The following is a 16,880-nucleotide window of genomic DNA, read 5'->3' on the forward strand; positions in this document are numbered from 1 at the left end:
CGCGGACATGCTCTGCGGCCTCTTTTTCTATTTTTGTAAATGAAGATCAAGAAAGGATGAAAATGGAACTGAATAATCAGTATAATTCTATAGGCTCTACTTCTTCAGCAAACCATAAGGATGAAGACGAAATCGATATCCTCGAAGTCTTAGGTTTGCTTTTGAAGCATAAGCTGTTTTTGGCTTTTTGTATTGTTCTCGGCTGCGCGGCAGGTTTCCTGGCTTCGAACTGGATGCGTCCGCAGTTTACGAGCGATGCCCTTTTACAGATTGACGTGAAGGGTAACAAGGCTGGGAAGGCCATGGGCGAAATGGGTGCCCTTTTGGACGTTGCCTCTCCTGCCGAAGCCGAAATCGAACTTTTGAAGAGTCGCATGGTTCTGACCTATGTTGTCGAACAGGAACGTCTATGCTTTAACGCTTACCCGAAGGGCGCCATCGACCGCTTGCTCCATCAGGAAGGCCGCATGGACCTTGAAGACCTTTACATTCCTGAAATTGCCCGCATTGAAAAGTGGACTGCCGAGGTTGTCGGCGACAATGAATTTGCCGTTTATACTCCCGAAGGCGTAAAGCTTTTGCAAGGGAAAGTAGGCGAGTCGCTATCAGCTCCCTATGGTGGAGATACTCTTAGAGTTCATGTTAAACATTTGCTAGCAAGACCTGGTCAGCGGTTTGTTCTTGTTCAGTCCGAACCGCTAGATGCAGTCCGAGGCTTGGTTAAAAAGCTTGATGTGGCCGAAAAGGGAAAACAGACTGGTATCATAGGAGTGTCCTATACGGATCGCTATGCTGACAAGGCTGCTTCTGTTTTGAACACAATTGCGAATATTTATCTGCGCCAGAATGTGGAAATGCGCAGCGCCGAAGCTGAAAAGACTTTGGAATTCCTGGAAGATCAGCTTCCGGGAGTTAAGGCTAAGTTGGATTCTGCCGAAAAGAAGCTGGCAGACTACCGCTTGAAAATTGGTTCTGTGGACATGACGGGTGAAACCAGAGTTCACTTGGAAAAGGTCTCGGAATTGGAAAAGCAAGTCTTGGAACTGGAACAGCAACGTCAGGAAGCAACGCGCTTGTTCAAGGAAGAACACCCGGCTGTCCAGACTATTATGCAACAGCAGAGCCGCTTGCGTTCTGAACTTTCCCGTTTGAAGAAGTCTGCCGAAAATATGCCGCGTACCCAGCAAGACGTGATGAGCTTGCAAGAAGAAGTGGCCGTGAACAACGCCCAGTATACGGCAATGCTTAACAACATTCAGCAGCTCCGCGTGGTGCGCGCCGGTGAAGTGGGTAACGTGCGTATTGTGGACTACGCCCAGATCGAACGCAAGCCCAGCAAGCCGAACAAGAAGGTTATCTTTGCCGGTTGCGTTGGCGGAGCGTTCCTTTTGGGTGCCTTGCTGATTTACCTGTTGCAGATGACCAAGCGAGGTGTTCGCAGTTCTCTTGAAATTGAACGTGAAACCGGCATTAGCGTCTACGCCAAGATTCCGAAGGCCGAAAACGCGATTCTCCTCAAGCGCAACAAGGGCAAGAATACGAAACCCCTGGTCGAAGACGACCCAGATTCGCCGTCAAGCGAAGCGCTTCGTTCTCTTTATACGGCTATTGAATTTGCAACGAATGATTTGCGCGTCATGATGGTGACGGGCATGATTCCGGGCGTGGGCAAGTCCTTTGTTTCCAAGAACGTTTCTGCCCTTTTTGCGGGCTCTGGCAAGAAGACTTTGCTCATCGATGCCGACATGCGTCGCGGCGTGGTATATAGCCACCGCAAGCAGGGCTTGGGCGATGTACTCGAAGGCAAGTGCTCCTTGGATAACGCTGTGGCCGATTCCATTACCAAGAACCTGTATGTGCTTGGTGCCGGTAAGACCGATGTGTCGCCGAGTGAACTCTTGCGCGGCGACAACTTCAAGAACCTTTTGGATGAAGCCAAGAGTAAGTTTGATATTGTGATTGTGGATACGCCGCCTCTGGAACTGGTGACGGATTCCGAACTTATTTACCCGATTGTGGACTTCGCTTTGTTTGTTCTCCATTACGGCAAGCATTCCATGGATCAGATCAAGGAATCCATGATGAAACTCGACCGTTGCTGCGAAGGCAAGCCTCGCGCGTTCGTGATGAACCATTGCGAATCCGATGGTCATGGCTATGGCTACGGCAGCTATGGTTATGGTAAGTACAGCTATTACGGCAAAGACAAAAAGAAAAAGTAATTACGACTCATGAAAGTTTTTCTCTACGACACGACCCTACGCGATGGTAACCAGGATCGCAGAATCAGTTTGTCTTTAGCGGACAAGTTGCAGATTGCACGCCTTTTGGACCATTTCGGTTTTGACTATATCGAAGGTGGCTGGCCCAATCCGAGTAACCCGACCGACGAAGAATTCTTCCAGAAGATTAAGGAAGTTAAGCTGAAGCATGCGAAGATTGCTGCGTTCGGTTCTACGCGCCGTCCCGGAACGATTCCCGAAAAGGACCCGCTGCTGCAGGCTCTTGTGAAGTCGGGTGCCCCGGTCAAGACCATTTTTGGCAAGAGCTGGGACCTGCATGTGACAGACGTGATTCGCACGACGCTCGAAGAAAACCTCGACATGATCGAATCTTCTGTCGGATACCTCAAGGAAAACTCCGAAGAAGTCATTTACGATGCAGAACACTTCTTCGATGGCTACAAGGCTAATCCCGAGTATGCCATGGAAACCTTGCGCGCCGCAGAAAAGGGCCATGCCGACTATATCGTGCTTTGCGATACCAATGGCGGAACCATGCCATGGGAACTTGAAGAAATTGTCAAGGATGTCAAGAAGCGTATCTCGACTCCTATCGGAATCCATGTTCACGATGATTCTGGCCTTGGCGTGTGCAACAGCATTTATGCCGTAAAGAACGGTGCCGTCATGGTGCAGGGCGTGGTGAACGGTTTTGGTGAACGTTGCGGTAACGCGAACCTTACGACTATCGCTGCCGATTTGCACTTCAAGATGGGAGCCAAGTTCTTTGCAGCGAAAAAGATTGCAAGACTTCGCCAGCTGAGCGGAAACATTGACCAGATCGTGAATTTGCCGAGCGACCCGCATGCTCCGTATGTGGGTGATGCCGCCTTTGCCCATAAGGGTGGAGCCCATATCGATGGCGTGATGAAGGTGTCTCGCAGCTTTGAACACATCGACCCGCATGCCGTCGGTAACGATCGCGTGTTTGTGACGAGCGACCAGGCGGGTGGTTCTCTGGTGGTCGAAAAACTCAAGGCCATTAAGCCAGGTATCGACAAGAAGGACCCGGTGGTGGCAAGTCTGCTTTCTTTAATCAAGGAACGCGAAAACGCCGGCTGGCATTTTGACAGTGCCGAAGCGAGCTTCAAGATGCTTGTGTACCGCCACTTGGGAATGGTCAAGGAACCGTTCAAGGTGCTGAATTACCGAGTCATTGAAGACAAGACTCCGCAGGGCGTGTCTGTTTCGCAGGCGACTGTAAAACTCCAGATTGGCGACAAGATTAGTCATCAGGTGAGCGAAGGCGACGGCCCGGTGAATGCTTTGGATGCGGCCCTCCGCAAGGCATTGCTCCCGTTCTTCCCGAATATGGCGAAGGTCAAACTCGATGACTATAAGGTGCGTGTGCTTGGTTCCAAGGTGGCTTCTGACGCAACGGTTCGCGTGTGGACGACCTTTGGCGACGAGAAGGGATACTGGAATGTGGTCGGTGTTTCGAGCAACATTATCGAAGCGTCTTGGATGGCATTCGTTGACGGTTTGACCTACAAGATTCTTGTCGATGAAAAGGTGATTGAAGGTGCCTACAAGCATCTGGACGTGAAACCCGTTGCGACGGCTCCCGTAAAAGAGGAAACCGCTTCATCTAAAACGAAAAAATTGACTGCCCGCAAGGTCCGCAATCTTGCCGGTGTATCAAGGAAGAAATAATCCATGCAAATCGTAAAAGTTACTCCGAAATCTGCTGAAATCGAACGTATTTGCGGGCGCGAAGTTGCCCCGAGCAGGGAAATTCACGACAAGGTAATGCAGATCCTTGCCGATATTAAGAAGGGTGGCATCGCCAAGGCGACGGAATACGCCCAGAAGTTCGATGGCCTTAAGGGCAAGAACATCCGCGTGCCGGCATCCGCCATTGCAAAGTCTGCCGCCAAGTGCCCGAAGGAACTCCAGAAGGCCTTGAAGCAAGCCATCAAGAACGTGCGCGATTTCCACCAGAACCAGATGGAAGAATCCTGGCTTATGGAAGGGGCCGATGGAGTAGTCCTCGGTCAGCGCATTCGCCCCATGAAGCGTGTGGGCCTCTATGTGCCGGGTGGTGCGGGCATTTACCCGAGTACCGTGATTATGAACGCCGTTCCGGCTCTGGTGGCGGGCGTTCAGGATATCGTGGTGGTGACCCCGATCAAGGGCGAAATCAACCGTGCTGTGGCATTCGTGCTGCAGGAACTCGGCATTGATGAAGTCTACCACATCGGTGGCGCTCAAGCGATTGGCCTGCTTGCATACGGTGCCAAGGATGTCAAGGGCAAGACGGTTGTGGAACGCGTCGACAAGATTGTGGGACCGGGTAACGTGTTTGCCGCTATCGCCAAGAAAGAAGTCTTCGGCGTTGTCGATATCGACATGGTGGCAGGTCCCTCCGAAGTGCTCGTGATGGCCGACAACACCTGCGATCCGGACTTTGTCGCTGCCGACCTTTTGAGCCAGGCCGAACACGGTTCCGGTTTCGAAGCTGCCATTTGCATTACCGACAATATGGAAACCGCCCAGATGATTTCTGCTTGCGTCGATGTGCAGGTCGAAAATTCCCCGAAGCGAGAACTCCTCGAAAAGGTGCTCGGCAACTTCGGCCGCATTTTGGTGGTGAAGGACTGGTTCGACGGTGTTGAAATCGCGAACCGCATTGCTCCGGAACACTTGGAAGTGATGACCGCCGAAGCCGAATCTATGGCCGCTCAAATCGAGAACGCTGGCGCCGTATTTATCGGCCCGTGGTCCTCCGAGCCAGTGGGTGACTACTTTGCTGGCCCGAACCATGTGCTGCCTACTAACGGCACGGGCCGTTTCTTCAGCCCGCTCGGTGTCTACGACTTCCTCAAGCGCATGAGCATTATCCGCTACAGTGAAAAGGCTATCAAGAAGAATGCGAAGGCGATTGCCGCCGTTGCTACCGAAGAAGGCTTTATCCACCACGCCGCTGCCGTCCTCAAGCGCCTTTAGAGCAGTGAGCTATGAGCTCGCTTTGCTTTGAGGACGCTCGTTTCACTCGCTTTGAGAAAAATAATACCTCAAAGAGAGCCGTAGGCGAACGACCTCATACCTGAAAGGGCGCGTTAGCGCCCGACCTGTTTTTAAAACAAAAACATGGAGTCTTCGCCAAGGTTCAGGCATATGCGGTTGCGCCCGGATTCTTTGGCGTAGTACAAGGCGTCATCGGCGCGCTTGATGATTGATTCTACGGTATCCCCTTGCTGCCTTTCGGTAAAGCCCACGCTTACGGTAACGGAGATGACCTCGCCCGAAGAGAGCGCTATTTGCATTTTTTCGACACAGGAACGCAGTCGTTCTGCGATGATTTTAGCGTTTTCGCTAGTTGTATTCGGTAGAAACACTGTGAATTCTTCGCCGCCGTAACGCACTGGCATGTCCGAGGGCCTTAGGCAATTCGTAATGCATTTGGCGATGGCAATGAGCACCTGGTCTCCGGCGATATGCCCGAAGGTGTCGTTGATATTCTTGAAGTGGTCAATGTCGAGCATGAATGCCGAAAGGTGAAAATCGCCTTCGTTACTGCGCTTGAGTTCGCGGGTGTACATCTCTTCGAGCCATCGACGGTTGTGAAGTCCGGTCAGGGAATCCGCCTTCGCATTTTCTTCGATACAGCGAATGTGGTATTCTTCTTCGCAGACGACTTTGTTGTTGTTGCGAAGTCTGCTGCTTAGCAGTTGCAAGAAGTTGAGGCACAAGTCGTGCGATGCGTTAAGCATGGCTAGCGCGGTACCAGCATCAATCACGAGAAGCGTGCTCTTCTCGTTTGCAAAAACTTGGGCGCTGGGTTTAACGTTGTCGAATATGGACATTTCGCCTGCGCAGTGTCCGGGAAGAATGTTGTCCGAAAAAGAGCCTCCCTTGGATTTCATGACGACTTGGAGCATGCCGTCAAGCAAAATCAGCAATCGGCGCTTGGGTTGATTCAGGTCGATGAGCAATGTTCCCGGTTCCACGGTAATGGTTTTGCAGCCGAGAAGATAACCGGCGAGGCTTTCAAAAGCGACGTTCTTGAAAATGTCCAATTTCTGAAATTGGGCTCTTGAAATAGGGAGAGTTTCCAGTTCGTCCATCTTCATACCATAATTATATACTAAAACCGCTAAAAACGCTCCCGAAATATTCTACTTTTCGTGTAAATCAGTTTCATGAGTGAAAATTATGGCAAAAACGATACTCCAATCCGTGCTTTTTCAAGGAAAAAAACAGGATATTTTGATTTCGGGCAAGAAATTTGCCAAGGTTGGTCGTGAACTTTCCAAGCGCGATTACGAGAATGCCGAAATTGTCAAGTGCGATGGGCTTGCCATAGTGCCACCGTTCTACAATGGCCACACTCATGCCGCCATGACACTTTTGCGTGGCTATGCCGACGATATGCCTCTCCAGAAATGGCTCACGGAATACATCTGGCCCTTCGAGGCAAAACTTACGGCGAAGGATATCGAAATCGGAACGCGCCTTGCCGTGCTTGAAATGATCAAGTCCGGAACCGTCTTTTTTTCGGACATGTACTGGCGTCGCGAAGTCACCATGAAGGTGGTGAAGGAAATGGGAATCCGAGCCTCTATTGGCGTAACGATTGCCGAAAACTTGGATACGCCCGAACATATTGAAGAAAATTTCAAGTTCCTGCAAGATCACCGTTTTGAATCGGACCGCGTCAAGCTCGCCGTGATGCCGCACAGCATTTATACGGTTGGCGAAAAAATCTTCAAGCGTTGCGCCAAGGTGGCCCGCGAAGAAAACTACATTCTGCATACACACCTTTCTGAAACGCTCAAGGAAGTCAAGGACTGTCAAAAGCAGTATGGCTGTACTCCCGTAGAACTCCTTGACAAGTGGGGAATTCTGGGCGAAAACTTTGTGGCTGCGCATTGCGTTCACCTGAACGAATATGAAATGTCCTTGATGGCGGAATCAGAATCGGCGGCGATACTGAATCCGTGTTCGAACTTGAAACTCGGTAGCGGAATTCCGAAGGTGAATGCGCTTTTGGATAGCGGTACTCTTGTCGGGCTTGGTACCGACGGCGCGTCGTCGAACAACAACCTCGACATGCACGAAGAAATGAAGTTGATTTCGCTTTTGGCAAAGGTGGAACGCAAGGGCGGTAACGCCGAAGCGTTGCCTGCGGTAGAGGCTTTCGAAATGGCGACGTCGAATACGGCGCTTGCCTATGGAATCCCGGCGGGCCTGATTGCCGACGATTTCTTGGCGGATGCCTTGTTGCTGGACTTGAGGAATGAACGCCTTGTGCCCAATTACAACTTAGTGAGCAACTGGGTGTACGCAGGCGATTCCAGCGCTATCCATTCCGTGATTTGTAACGGCAAGTTCGTGATGCGTAATCATCACGTCGACGGCGAAGACGATATTATTAAAGAAGCGCGCAAGTACGCAACAAAATAAGACGGCTATTTAGCGGCTTCTTTTGCTTCTTTAGCGGTGCTCTTGAGCGAGTCGACGGCGTCCTTGACCGATTCCTTGGCGACTTCGGCTGCCTTGTCGGCGGCATCCTTGGCCGTTTCTTTGACAACTTCGGTTGCCTTGTCGGCGGCATCCTTGGCTGCTTCGGATGCCTTTTCGGCGGCCTTGTCCGTAATGGACTTGGTGATTTCGTTGGCTTTCTTTTCGGCGACATCGAGCAAGTTCACCGGCTTCGAAGAATAACCCATCAATTCAAGAGATGCCTTGTAGGCGTCGTAAGCGAACGCGGTGTCGCGGGTTTCGGGAATAATTCCGCCAAAGGGGAACAGGTGCAAAATCGTCAGCAGCACAAAGCAAATGAGCAATGCCTTGATGACTCCGAAAATTCCTCCGAGAATCCGGTCGGCTTTACCGACAGTCGTGTTTTCGGTAATGTGCTGGAGGAATCGCCCTACAAACAGGAACAGCAGGAACGGAACCAGGAATCCGATGCACATGCAAACGAGCTTTGTCGAAAATGCGCTTGCCTGCAACGTGCTTGAAACAAAGTCAGAAAGCAAGTCGCATGCAAAATAGGCGCCCACAATGCCTGCGGCCCAGGCAATCAGTCGGAATATCCCGCGGAAAAATCCGTGCCATAAACCGAGCAACATGAGAAAAAGAATGATGATGAGGCAGACAATGTCTATTGCGTTCATGGAATTTGTTTTCTAAAAAAAGATTGCCTAAATAAAACGTGTAATGATAAAACAAATTAAAAAGCCAATAATAGCGCCGATGCCAAGTCCCTTGAAAAAGTGGAACTTGATATGCGTCGGATAAATCGGGGGTTCGGTGAAAAGCGTTTCGTCGATTGAGTCGGTTTTCTGCTTGATAGAATCCTTGATGGCGTAAATCCACATGGCCATGTACGGAACCATGTCGCGCGGGTAATTGCGCATGACAAGCGAAATTTGCTCGGCAGCATCGAATGCGGTGAGCGGACGCTTGTGCGGATCCTTGTTCAGCATCTTTGCGATCAATTTCTTTAAGCGGCGGGGGAGTTCCTTGTCAAATGCCTTTTCGGTGACGCGGAGCTTCTGGATTCTCTGGAGCGTGTCGCTAAAGTTCGTGCCGCGGAAAATGTTTTGGCCCATGAGCATTTCGCTTGCGATGATGCCTACGGCAAACAGGTCGGATGCCGGAGTGGCTTCTTCGCCGACAGTCTGTTCGGGGCTCATGTAAGTGACGGTACCGAGAATGGCGCCCGTTTGCGTTAATCGTTCGGCGTCTTCGCCCTTGTTGAACTTGAGCGGAGATTCCGTATGCGCGATGCCGAAATCGAGCAAATGGATTCGCCCGTCGTTATCGACCATGATGTTGGCGGGCTTGATGTCGCGGTGGACGATTCCCTTGCGGTGAGCTTCGCCCAAGGCACAAAGGATTTCGTGCAAAATGTTCAGAACAACCCACAGAGGCGGCTGTTTTACTTTGTCAAGAATCTGACGAAGCGTGAGCCCGTGCACGAATTCCATGGACAGCGAAAGCTTGCCGTCTTTTTCTTTCCAAAGGGCGTAGGGCTTGGTAATGGCCGGGTGGTTTAGGTGCGCAAGGATATTGCCTTCTTGCATAAAGCGGCGGACATTGACATCGTTGTCTTCGATGTCCTGTTGCATTTGCTTGACCACGACCATGCGGTCGAGCGACTTGTCATGGCAAAGCCACAGCTGGCCCATGGCGCCGGAACCCAGTTCCTGCGTCGGTGTGTACCCGCCAATCTTTGAAGGTTTTGCGCTTTTTCCTTCCACGTCCAACTTCCAACTGTCTACTGTCTACTTCCTACCGTCTACTTCCTACTTTAAGTAAATCGTATGGTGTTTCGTCTTCGGGTCCAGATTCGGATAATCCAGAATGTAGTGGAGTCCGCGAGATTCCTTGCGGTGGAGTGCTGCAATCAGAATCATCTTCGATACCTGCAATGCATTCAGGAATTCAATGAAGTACAGGTTTTCGGTTTCCTTGTTCTTGATGGCGGTGTTGACATCTTTTTCAAGTTCTTCGACAACCTTGAGCCCCTGATTGAGCCCGGCAACCGTGCGCACGATTCCGCAATGCGTCCACATCATGTCCTGCAGAATCTTCTTGCGCTTGCGCCAGTAGGCGGACTTGGTGAACGAAACCTTTTCTTTCTTGCTCGACTTGCTTGTAGCAATCTTTTCTTTCAGGAGACCGCTTTCGCTAATGTTGTCGACAGCGCGGATGGCGAAGACGACGCTTTCCAGAAGCGAGTTCGAAGCCAGACGGTTTGCGCCGTGGACGCCGGTAGCGGCGACTTCGCCGCAGGCGTACAGGCCCTTAATCTCGGTGCGGGACCATGTGTCGACCAGTACGCCTCCGCACATGTAATGTGCGGCCGGCACCACCGGAATCCACTGCTTGGTAATGTCAATTCCTGCCTCGAGGCACTTCGCGTAAATGTTCGGGAAATGGCTCTTGATGTCTTTCGGCGTGCGACCGCTCAAGTCAATAAACATGTTGGGCTTGCCCAAGCGCTGCATTTCGCTATGAATGGCGCGGGCCACAATGTCGCGCGGTGCAAGGGAGTGCAGCGGGTGCACTTGGTTCATGAATTCTTCGCCCTTGTCGTTTTTCAAGATTCCGCCAAAGCCACGCACTGCTTCCGAAATCAGGAACGGCTTCTTGAGGTTCGGAGCGTAAAGACTCGTGGGGTGGAACTGCATGAATTCAATGTCTTGCAGCGCGGCCCCTGCGCGGGCAGCAATCGCCATACCGTCGCCGCAGCTGTCATGCGGGCAAACCGTGTACTGCCAGATACGACCGGCACCGCCAGTAGAAAGGATAGAAGCCTTTGCGTAAAGGTCTTCGACAATGCCCGTCTTCTGGTGAATAATCTTGGCACCGATGCAGCGCTTGTTCTTGCCTTCGCCCTTGCAAATCAAGTCCTTGATGTAGCAGTTTTCAATGTAGTGAATGTTCTTGTGCTTGTGCAGTTCGCAAAGCAGGGCGCGCATAATCTCTTTACCGGTGAGGTCTGCGGCGTGCAAAATACGGTGGTGGCTGTGGCCGCCTTCCAAGTGCAAGTCAAATTGTGTCTTGTCGGCGGGCGAGGGGGTGAACTGCACGCCCCACTTGACCAGCTGGCGAATGGTATCTGGGCCGCTCTTGGTCAGAATGTTCACGGGTTCTTTCTTGCAAAGGCCTGCACCAGCTTCCAGCGTGTCGTCAATATGGAACTTGAACTTGTCTGTTTTTTCGGTAACGGTCGCGATTCCGCCTTGAGCGTAGTTCGATGAGCCGTCCGGTTTCGCACCCTTAGTGAGAATAACAACCGAAAAGCCTTTTTCTGCGGCATGGAGTGCTGCACTCAAGCCAGAAATTCCTGCTCCCAGAACCAAAATGTCGTACATGACCGAACTCCGTTGACTAAACTTTGTTTTTTTCGGTGTATATAGATAGAAAAAAACGGCTATTTCGGCATTATTTGAATGCAAAATAAAAGTAATAGATTTTTTTTGCTACATTTTGCCCGACAAAAATTTCTATGGAGTCTACTCTATGTTAACGTGGATTAATGAAAAAGCCAAGTGGATTATCGTTATCTTTGCCGCGGGTATCGTGGTGGGCCTTTTGGCCATGGACCGTGTCCCGAACCAAGGACACAGCTATCCGGTCGGCGTTGTAAACGACAAGAAGATTACTTATGCCGAGTTCGACTCCCGTATCAAGAACATCGTGCAAAACCAATACCAGGGCCAGCACCTCGAGGACGAACAGTACAACCAGCTGCGTAGCGAAGTCTTCCGTAGCTTTGTTCGCCAGATTCTCTTGAACGAACAGTTCGAAAAAGCCGAACTGAGCGCGTCGGTCGCCGAACTCGAATCCGAATTCAGCCGCAATCCGGATGCCGTGCGTGCCCGCTTGGTGCAGGAAGCCCAGCGCCGCCTGTACATGATCCAGCAGCAGGCTACCAGCCAGGAAGACCTGATGCAGCGTAGCAATGCATATATTGCCAGCCTCCCGAAGTTCCTTACCGATTCTACTTTCAACAAGGACGAATACGACGCTTGGCTCAAGACTCCCGAAGCTTTCCGCTGGGGTGTGATGCTTCAGCTCGAAGAAGACCTGAAGGTTAACACGATTCCGGCTCGCCAACTGCAAGTGCTGGTCGGCGCTTCTGTACACCCGACGTCTCTCGAAGCGAACTGGAATGTTAACCGTCGCATGACCGACTACGAACTGCAGGTGGCGGTTGTCAACGGTGTAGATTTCAAGGCTGACGAAAATGCCGTGGACAGCGTGATGGTCGCTGGCTACTTCAATGCCCATCGCGACAGCTTCTTTGTCAAGAAGGACATGGCCCAGTTTGAATTTGCATACCTCCCGGTCGAAGCTACTGCCGGCGATGACGCCCGCATTCGCGAATATGCCATGACGCTTTATTACCAGCTGACCGATTCCTCTTCGACTACCACGTTCGAAGACATGGCCCGTATTTCTTCCGAAGATGCCTCCACTGCTGAAAAGGGCGGCGTCTTGAGCGACGACTATGTGGGTCGTGGTGTCTATGTCAAGGAATTCGAAGATGTCGCTTTCGGTCTCGATTCTGGTGCCGTTTCCGAACCGGTTCGTACCCGCTTTGGCTACCACATCATCAAGAGCCTCGGCAAGTCCAAGGATTCTACCGGTGCTGATCTCGTGAAGGTCGCACATATCCTTCTCGTCGTGAACGCTTCTTCTGAAACAATCGATAGCCTCGAAGGCATTCTCACCAAGGTGAAGGCTTCTGTCGATGCTGGCAAGACTTTTGCCGATGCAGCCAAGGAACTGAACCTCGATGTTCACACTTCTAACTGGATTTCTCGTGGCGACAATATTGAAGGTGTCGGTTACCTGAAGGGGCTTGCCGCTTATGCCTGGCCGAACGAAAACCTCCCGGACGAAGCTAGCAAGGTTTCTCCGATCTTGAAGAACAACAAGTGGGTCGTGGTTGCTGAAAAGGTCAAGGAACTCAAGGCTGGTGAACGCAGCGTTGACCTGTACTTCAACAGCATCAAGAATACGCTTCTCCGCAACAAGGCCGCTGCCGCTGCTGAAGCTTACCTCGCTTCCGTTGCCGACAAGGTGAAGGCCTGGGCTCCGGCTGATAGCGCCGCCGATTCTGCAGCTGTTGCCGCAAACAAGATTGAAAAGGTGAATATGGAGCATGTGACCGCCTCTGTCGATGGCTACGTGCCGGGCTTCGGCTATGGCAGCAACCGAATTTCCAAGATTCTCGAAAATACCAAGGAAGGCGAATGGAGCTCTGCCGTCGCTACCGAAAACGGTGCCGTGATGGTCAAGGTCGTCTCCAAGAAGGTTCCTGAAGAAGCCTCCGTTAAGGAAGCCGTGAAGACCGAAATTGCAAATACCAGCAGCTACGTCGCTATGAGCTTGTTCAATGATTTTGTGAACAACCTCGAAAATTCGACCGCTGTAGAAAGCAATCTCGACCTCTACTACAGAGACTAGACAGAAAATTGGTGGTTTGCTATATTTGGCGTCGCTGTTTCGGCACACCAAATAGCATTCGGTGCCATCGTCTAGTGGTCTAGGACACTGGCCTCTCACGCCGGTAACAAGGGTTCGAGTCCCTTTGGCACTATTAAAACGGATCCGCAGGGTCCGTTTTTTGTTGTCGTGTAATTGTCAACTATTAAAAAAAACATAAAATTTTTAGTCACACTGTTAAAATTTATTTATATATTATGCCCATACGGATTGGGTAAATGAGATTATTTGACGAAAAAGTGGTGTTACGGTTCTTGCTGGTAATAGCAAGTGTTTTTTTTGCAGCATTCATTCCAGAAATTCTATCGGGTAAGGAGCGTCTAATTTGGGCGGTCCCTTATATTCTTGCCGACTTTTTCCTGGTCATAGTGGCTGTTTTGTATCGTTTCCCGGTTATTGGCAACCGCAAGCGCATGCGCGAAGATGTCAATATCGCCCCTCCGGCAGCCGATCCGGTACCTATCCGTGATTTCAAGAAAGACCTCATGGAACGAGACGAACTGTTCCAGATGATGGTCGATATTTCCGCCAGCGGATTCTGGACTTTTGACGTCATTACCGGAAAAGTCTACTGGTCACACCGCGCAATCAAGCTTTTGCAGGCCGAAGCAAGCACTATGCTCGATTCCTTTGACCTGCTCAAGGAACGCATTGTCGAAAGCGACTGGCTCCAGTTCAAGAAGGCTCTGCAGGTCGCCCTTGAAAATGGCGAAAAGTTCAGCATGATGATCAATTTGTTGAAGGCCAAGTCCGGCGAAGGCCGCTTGATGCTTTCGGGCCACGTGCAGCTGAACGAAGACGGTCACCCCATTCGCATTGTGGGTTCCCTCGACGAAAATTCCGACAAGCAGGCCCAGGCCAAGCAGAATTACTATTACGCCTATCAAGACGCCCTGACGGGTGTCTATAACCGCAAGTTCTTCCTTGAAAAGCTCAAGGTCGATGTCGACATGGCTCTCAAGAGACCCGATTACCTGTTTGCGGTGGCCCTTCTGGACATTGACCGTTTTGGAGCGATCAATACATCTTATTCCATTAATGTAGGCGACAGCGTTTTGCGCATTGTCGCTGACCGTATTAAGGCGCAGTGCCGTACCGGAGACACCATTGCCCGTATCGGTCCGGATGTCTTTGCAATCGTTTTGCACGATATCCAGTTCAATAACGACGATAACGATATCAAGTCCATAGTCCGTAGAATCCATAATGCGGTAAAGCAGCCTATCCAGTTGGAAGGCCGCGAACTTTATATCGGCGTTTCGATGGCGGTGGCCCTCAACCGTGAAGTAGACTGCGTCGAAGATATCATGGCGAACGTCACCTCGAGCCTTCGTGAAATGAAGAAGAGCGTGGCCCATGGCGGAATCCAGTTCTTTAGCGGTGGCATCCGTGAAAAGGCCATGAAGCTCTACAAGCTCGAATTTGACATCCGCAGGGCTCTCCAGGCGCGTGAATTTGTGCTGTTCTACCAGCCGATAGTCGATGTTTCTAACGGAAACCGCGTGGCAGCCTTCGAGGCGCTTGTCCGTTGGAACCAATCCGAAAACAAGTTCATTTCGCCGGCAGAATTTATCCCGATTGCCGAAGAAACGGGCCTCATTATCCCGATGGGCGCCCAGATCTTGAGAATGGCATGCTTGCAGGCTAAGGCCTGGGCCGACCAGGGCTATACCGACTTGCAGGTGGCCGTGAACTTCTCGGCAAAGCAGTTTGCGCTCGACAACATGATCGACGATATCAAGCAGGTGTTGCTTGAAACGCATTTGAACCCGAAGAACCTGAAGCTCGAAATTACCGAATACACAGCCGTGTGCGAAGCCGAAAAGACGGTGAAGATCATGAAGGCTCTTTCGGGAATGGGTATCCAGATTTCGATTGATGACTTCGGTACGGGTTACAGTAGCCTTTCTTACCTCAAGCAGTTCCCGATTCATACGCTCAAGATGGACAAGTCCTTCATTGACCACGTGACCGATGACGAAGAAGACGCCTCGTTTGCCTGCATGGTGATTGGCATTGCGAAGTCCTTGAATCTTGACTTGATTGCCGAAGGTGTCGAAAGCGAGGAACAGCTCGACTTCTTGAAGTCCGAAGGATGCAAACTGATTCAGGGTTTCTATTTCAGCAAGCCGCTATCGGCCGAGAAGGCTTACGAATACTTGCAGCAGCATTATATGCCTGCATCGTCTGCAACCGCAGAAAAGGCTGCAAAGGAAATCCCCGTAATCGAAAGAGGTTACGTCGGAGAAAGTTATATTCCGTAACAACGGCGAGTGTTTTCACGGCAGTCCCTGTAGAGCTCATCTACAGGGATTTCTTTTACCTGGGCGAGTGCCTGTGCAATGTAGGGAATATAGCCCGAATGGCAGGGTTTTCCGCGGTATGGGATGGGGGCCATGTAGGGGGAGTCGGTTTCTAGGAGCATCTGGTTCATGGGCACGAGGGCTGCGGCATCGCGCACGTTTTGCGCATTCTTGAACGTCACGATTCCCGTAAAGCCTACGAAAATGCTTGCTCCGCGGTATTTCAGGTCCAGCAATTGTGCGCAGAATTTAGGCGAGCCCGTAAAGCAGTGTACATGAATCTTGCTTCCACGAAGGTCGGCATTACGCAATACGGCAAGTGCGTCGCCGTCGGCTTCGCGCAGGTGCAAAACCAGCGGCTTGCCCGATTTGAGCCCGAGTTCCAGATGGCGCTCGAAAAGCTTGACCTGTTCGGCCTTGGTGTCTGAACCGTAGTGGTAATCCAGTCCGAATTCGCCACAGGCGACACACTTGGGGTGCTTCAGGTATTTAAGCAGTTTTGCTTCGTCTTCGGCGGTTTCCGTCAAAACATATTCCGGATGAATCCCGTAAGCGGCGTAGACATTCGGGTATTTCTCTGAAAGTTCCTTGGCGCGTTCAAAGTCCGCCGGATCGCATGCCACATGAATATAGGCTTCGGGAGCCTGGATGTTTTGGTCCGGGTCGTGGGCGAGGCGTGAAAACAGATTGCCGACGGCTTCGCCGGAATGCTGTTCGTAGGAATCTAAGTGACAGTGAGTATCAATGAACATGGTAATTAGTTCGGAATTCGGAGTTCTGAGTTCAGAATTGAATTAATCGCGGCGTTGCCGCCTTACTTATTAATTCCGAAATCCGAATTCTGAAATCTGAATTAATAAGTGACTTCCACGATTTCGTATGTAATCAGGCCTTTGGGAGCTTGGACTTGCACCTGGTCGCCTTGTTTTTTGCCCATCAGGGCTTCACCGACGGGGGATTTCATGCTGATGCGGCCTTGCAATGGGTCAATTTCTTTTTCGCCCACGATAGAGTAGGTGCGTTCGCGCTTGGTCTTGATGTCCTTCATCTTGACCGTTGCGCCAAAGCGGACAGTGCCATCGTCAGATGCCTGCGATTCGACCACCTGCGCGCCGTCCAGAATGCGGTCCAGTTCGCGGAGCCTGCGGTCGATTTCGCGCACGCGCATGCGCCCGTAGGTATAGGCTGCATTTTCGCTTCGGTCACCTTCGGCTGCGGCTGCCTGCACCTGGTTGATCATGGCGGGGCGTTCCACGTATTTCAGGTGTTCCCATTCCGCCTTGAACTTTTCAAAGCCTTCTTTAGAAATCAAGTGTTTCATCGC

12 protein-coding genes and 1 tRNA gene are annotated in these 16,880 nt (G+C 51.2%); 7 read left to right on the top strand and 6 right to left on the bottom strand.

All coding sequences use genetic code 11. The features are described 5' to 3' along the window. Positions 1-62: 62 nt before the first annotated feature. From B7988_RS05875 to hisD, 3 genes are read left to right on the top strand one after another with little or no spacing between them, the layout of a single operon-like run. Positions 63-2,222 carry a polysaccharide biosynthesis tyrosine autokinase gene (locus B7988_RS05875; RefSeq protein ID WP_088657191.1) on the top strand — a complete coding sequence of 720 codons (2,160 nt, stop codon included), beginning with the start codon at positions 63-65 and terminating at the stop codon, positions 2,220-2,222. 9 nt (positions 2,223-2,231) lie between these two features. Then, positions 2,232-3,935 (top strand): citramalate synthase, encoded by a 1,704-nt coding sequence (gene cimA / locus B7988_RS05880; protein WP_088657192.1) that lies wholly within the window; start codon positions 2,232-2,234, stop codon positions 3,933-3,935. Between the two features lie 3 nt (positions 3,936-3,938). Then, the gene (gene hisD, locus B7988_RS05885; RefSeq protein WP_088657193.1) at positions 3,939-5,228 is read left to right on the top strand and encodes a histidinol dehydrogenase; all 1,290 of its coding nucleotides are present in this window, start codon (positions 3,939-3,941) and stop codon (positions 5,226-5,228) included. 131 nt (positions 5,229-5,359) lie between these two features. Here the strand turns inward: hisD and B7988_RS05890 are convergent, their stop codons facing one another. Continuing rightward, positions 5,360-6,355: a GGDEF domain-containing protein gene (locus tag B7988_RS05890; protein ID WP_088657194.1), complete on the bottom strand. Its 996-nt coding sequence runs from the start codon at positions 6,353-6,355 to the stop codon at positions 5,360-5,362. An 82-nt stretch (positions 6,356-6,437) separates the two neighbouring features. On the opposite strand from B7988_RS05890, the gene B7988_RS05895 reads away from it, so the two are divergent. Beyond that, complete coding sequence (locus tag B7988_RS05895; RefSeq protein WP_249268875.1) at positions 6,438-7,688, top strand: amidohydrolase; 1,251 nt, start codon at positions 6,438-6,440, stop codon at positions 7,686-7,688. 5 nt (positions 7,689-7,693) lie between these two features. Here the strand turns inward: B7988_RS05895 and B7988_RS05900 are convergent, their stop codons facing one another. The 3 genes from B7988_RS05900 to nadB are packed head-to-tail and all read right to left on the bottom strand — an operon-like array spanning position 7,694 to position 11,113. Further along, a complete protein-coding gene (locus B7988_RS05900; RefSeq protein ID WP_088657195.1) occupies positions 7,694-8,404 on the bottom strand; it encodes a CvpA family protein in 711 nt (236 codons plus the stop codon). 27 nt (positions 8,405-8,431) lie between these two features. Continuing rightward, positions 8,432-9,493, bottom strand: coding sequence for a serine/threonine-protein kinase (locus B7988_RS05905; protein ID WP_139261098.1), 1,062 nt, complete (start codon positions 9,491-9,493; stop codon positions 8,432-8,434). A gap of 45 nt (positions 9,494-9,538) precedes the next feature. Beyond that, positions 9,539-11,113, bottom strand: a complete 1,575-nt coding sequence (gene nadB, locus B7988_RS05910) for an L-aspartate oxidase (RefSeq protein WP_073322036.1) — start codon at positions 11,111-11,113, stop codon at positions 9,539-9,541. A 148-nt stretch (positions 11,114-11,261) separates the two neighbouring features. On the opposite strand from nadB, the gene B7988_RS05915 reads away from it, so the two are divergent. The 3 genes from B7988_RS05915 (at position 11,262) to B7988_RS05925 (ending at position 15,517) form a co-directional block, all read left to right on the top strand. Beyond that, positions 11,262-13,214 (top strand): peptidylprolyl isomerase, encoded by a 1,953-nt coding sequence (locus B7988_RS05915; RefSeq protein ID WP_088657196.1) that lies wholly within the window; start codon positions 11,262-11,264, stop codon positions 13,212-13,214. A gap of 60 nt (positions 13,215-13,274) precedes the next feature. After that, positions 13,275-13,347 (top strand) — tRNA-Glu (locus tag B7988_RS05920). A 124-nt stretch (positions 13,348-13,471) separates the two neighbouring features. Further along, positions 13,472-15,517, top strand: coding sequence for an EAL domain-containing protein (locus B7988_RS05925; RefSeq protein ID WP_088657197.1), 2,046 nt, complete (start codon positions 13,472-13,474; stop codon positions 15,515-15,517). On the opposite strand, the gene B7988_RS05930 is transcribed toward B7988_RS05925, so the two are convergent. Next, positions 15,505-16,308, bottom strand: coding sequence for a TatD family hydrolase (locus tag B7988_RS05930; protein WP_088657198.1), 804 nt, complete (start codon positions 16,306-16,308; stop codon positions 15,505-15,507). The two genes, B7988_RS05925 and B7988_RS05930, sit on opposite strands and share 13 nt — an antisense overlap. Positions 16,309-16,409: 101 nt before the next feature. Beyond that, positions 16,410-16,877: a transcription elongation factor GreA gene (gene greA / locus B7988_RS05935; RefSeq protein ID WP_088657199.1), complete on the bottom strand. Its 468-nt coding sequence runs from the start codon at positions 16,875-16,877 to the stop codon at positions 16,410-16,412. Positions 16,878-16,880: the final 3 nt, after the last annotated feature.

Origin of the sequence: Fibrobacter sp. UWB1, assembly GCF_002210325.1 — a bacterium.
GTDB lineage: Bacteria > Fibrobacterota > Fibrobacteria > Fibrobacterales > Fibrobacteraceae > Fibrobacter.

Excerpts from the sequence above, each read along its gene's own strand:
- B7988_RS05875 (WP_088657191.1), top strand. The coding sequence starts at position 63 with ATGGAACTGAATAATCAGTATAATTCTATAGGCTCTACTTCTTCAGCA.
- cimA (WP_088657192.1), top strand. The coding sequence starts at position 2,232 with ATGAAAGTTTTTCTCTACGACACGACCCTACGCGATGGTAACCAGGAT.
- hisD (WP_088657193.1), top strand. The coding sequence starts at position 3,939 with ATGCAAATCGTAAAAGTTACTCCGAAATCTGCTGAAATCGAACGTATT.
- B7988_RS05890 (WP_088657194.1), bottom strand. The coding sequence starts at position 6,355 with ATGAAGATGGACGAACTGGAAACTCTCCCTATTTCAAGAGCCCAATTT.
- B7988_RS05895 (WP_249268875.1), top strand. The coding sequence starts at position 6,438 with ATGGCAAAAACGATACTCCAATCCGTGCTTTTTCAAGGAAAAAAACAG.
- B7988_RS05900 (WP_088657195.1), bottom strand. The coding sequence starts at position 8,404 with ATGAACGCAATAGACATTGTCTGCCTCATCATCATTCTTTTTCTCATG.
- nadB (WP_073322036.1), bottom strand. The coding sequence starts at position 11,113 with ATGTACGACATTTTGGTTCTGGGAGCAGGAATTTCTGGCTTGAGTGCA.
- B7988_RS05915 (WP_088657196.1), top strand. The coding sequence starts at position 11,262 with ATGTTAACGTGGATTAATGAAAAAGCCAAGTGGATTATCGTTATCTTT.
- B7988_RS05925 (WP_088657197.1), top strand. The coding sequence starts at position 13,472 with ATGAGATTATTTGACGAAAAAGTGGTGTTACGGTTCTTGCTGGTAATA.
- B7988_RS05930 (WP_088657198.1), bottom strand. The coding sequence starts at position 16,308 with ATGTTCATTGATACTCACTGTCACTTAGATTCCTACGAACAGCATTCC.
- greA (WP_088657199.1), bottom strand. The coding sequence starts at position 16,877 with ATGAAACACTTGATTTCTAAAGAAGGCTTTGAAAAGTTCAAGGCGGAA.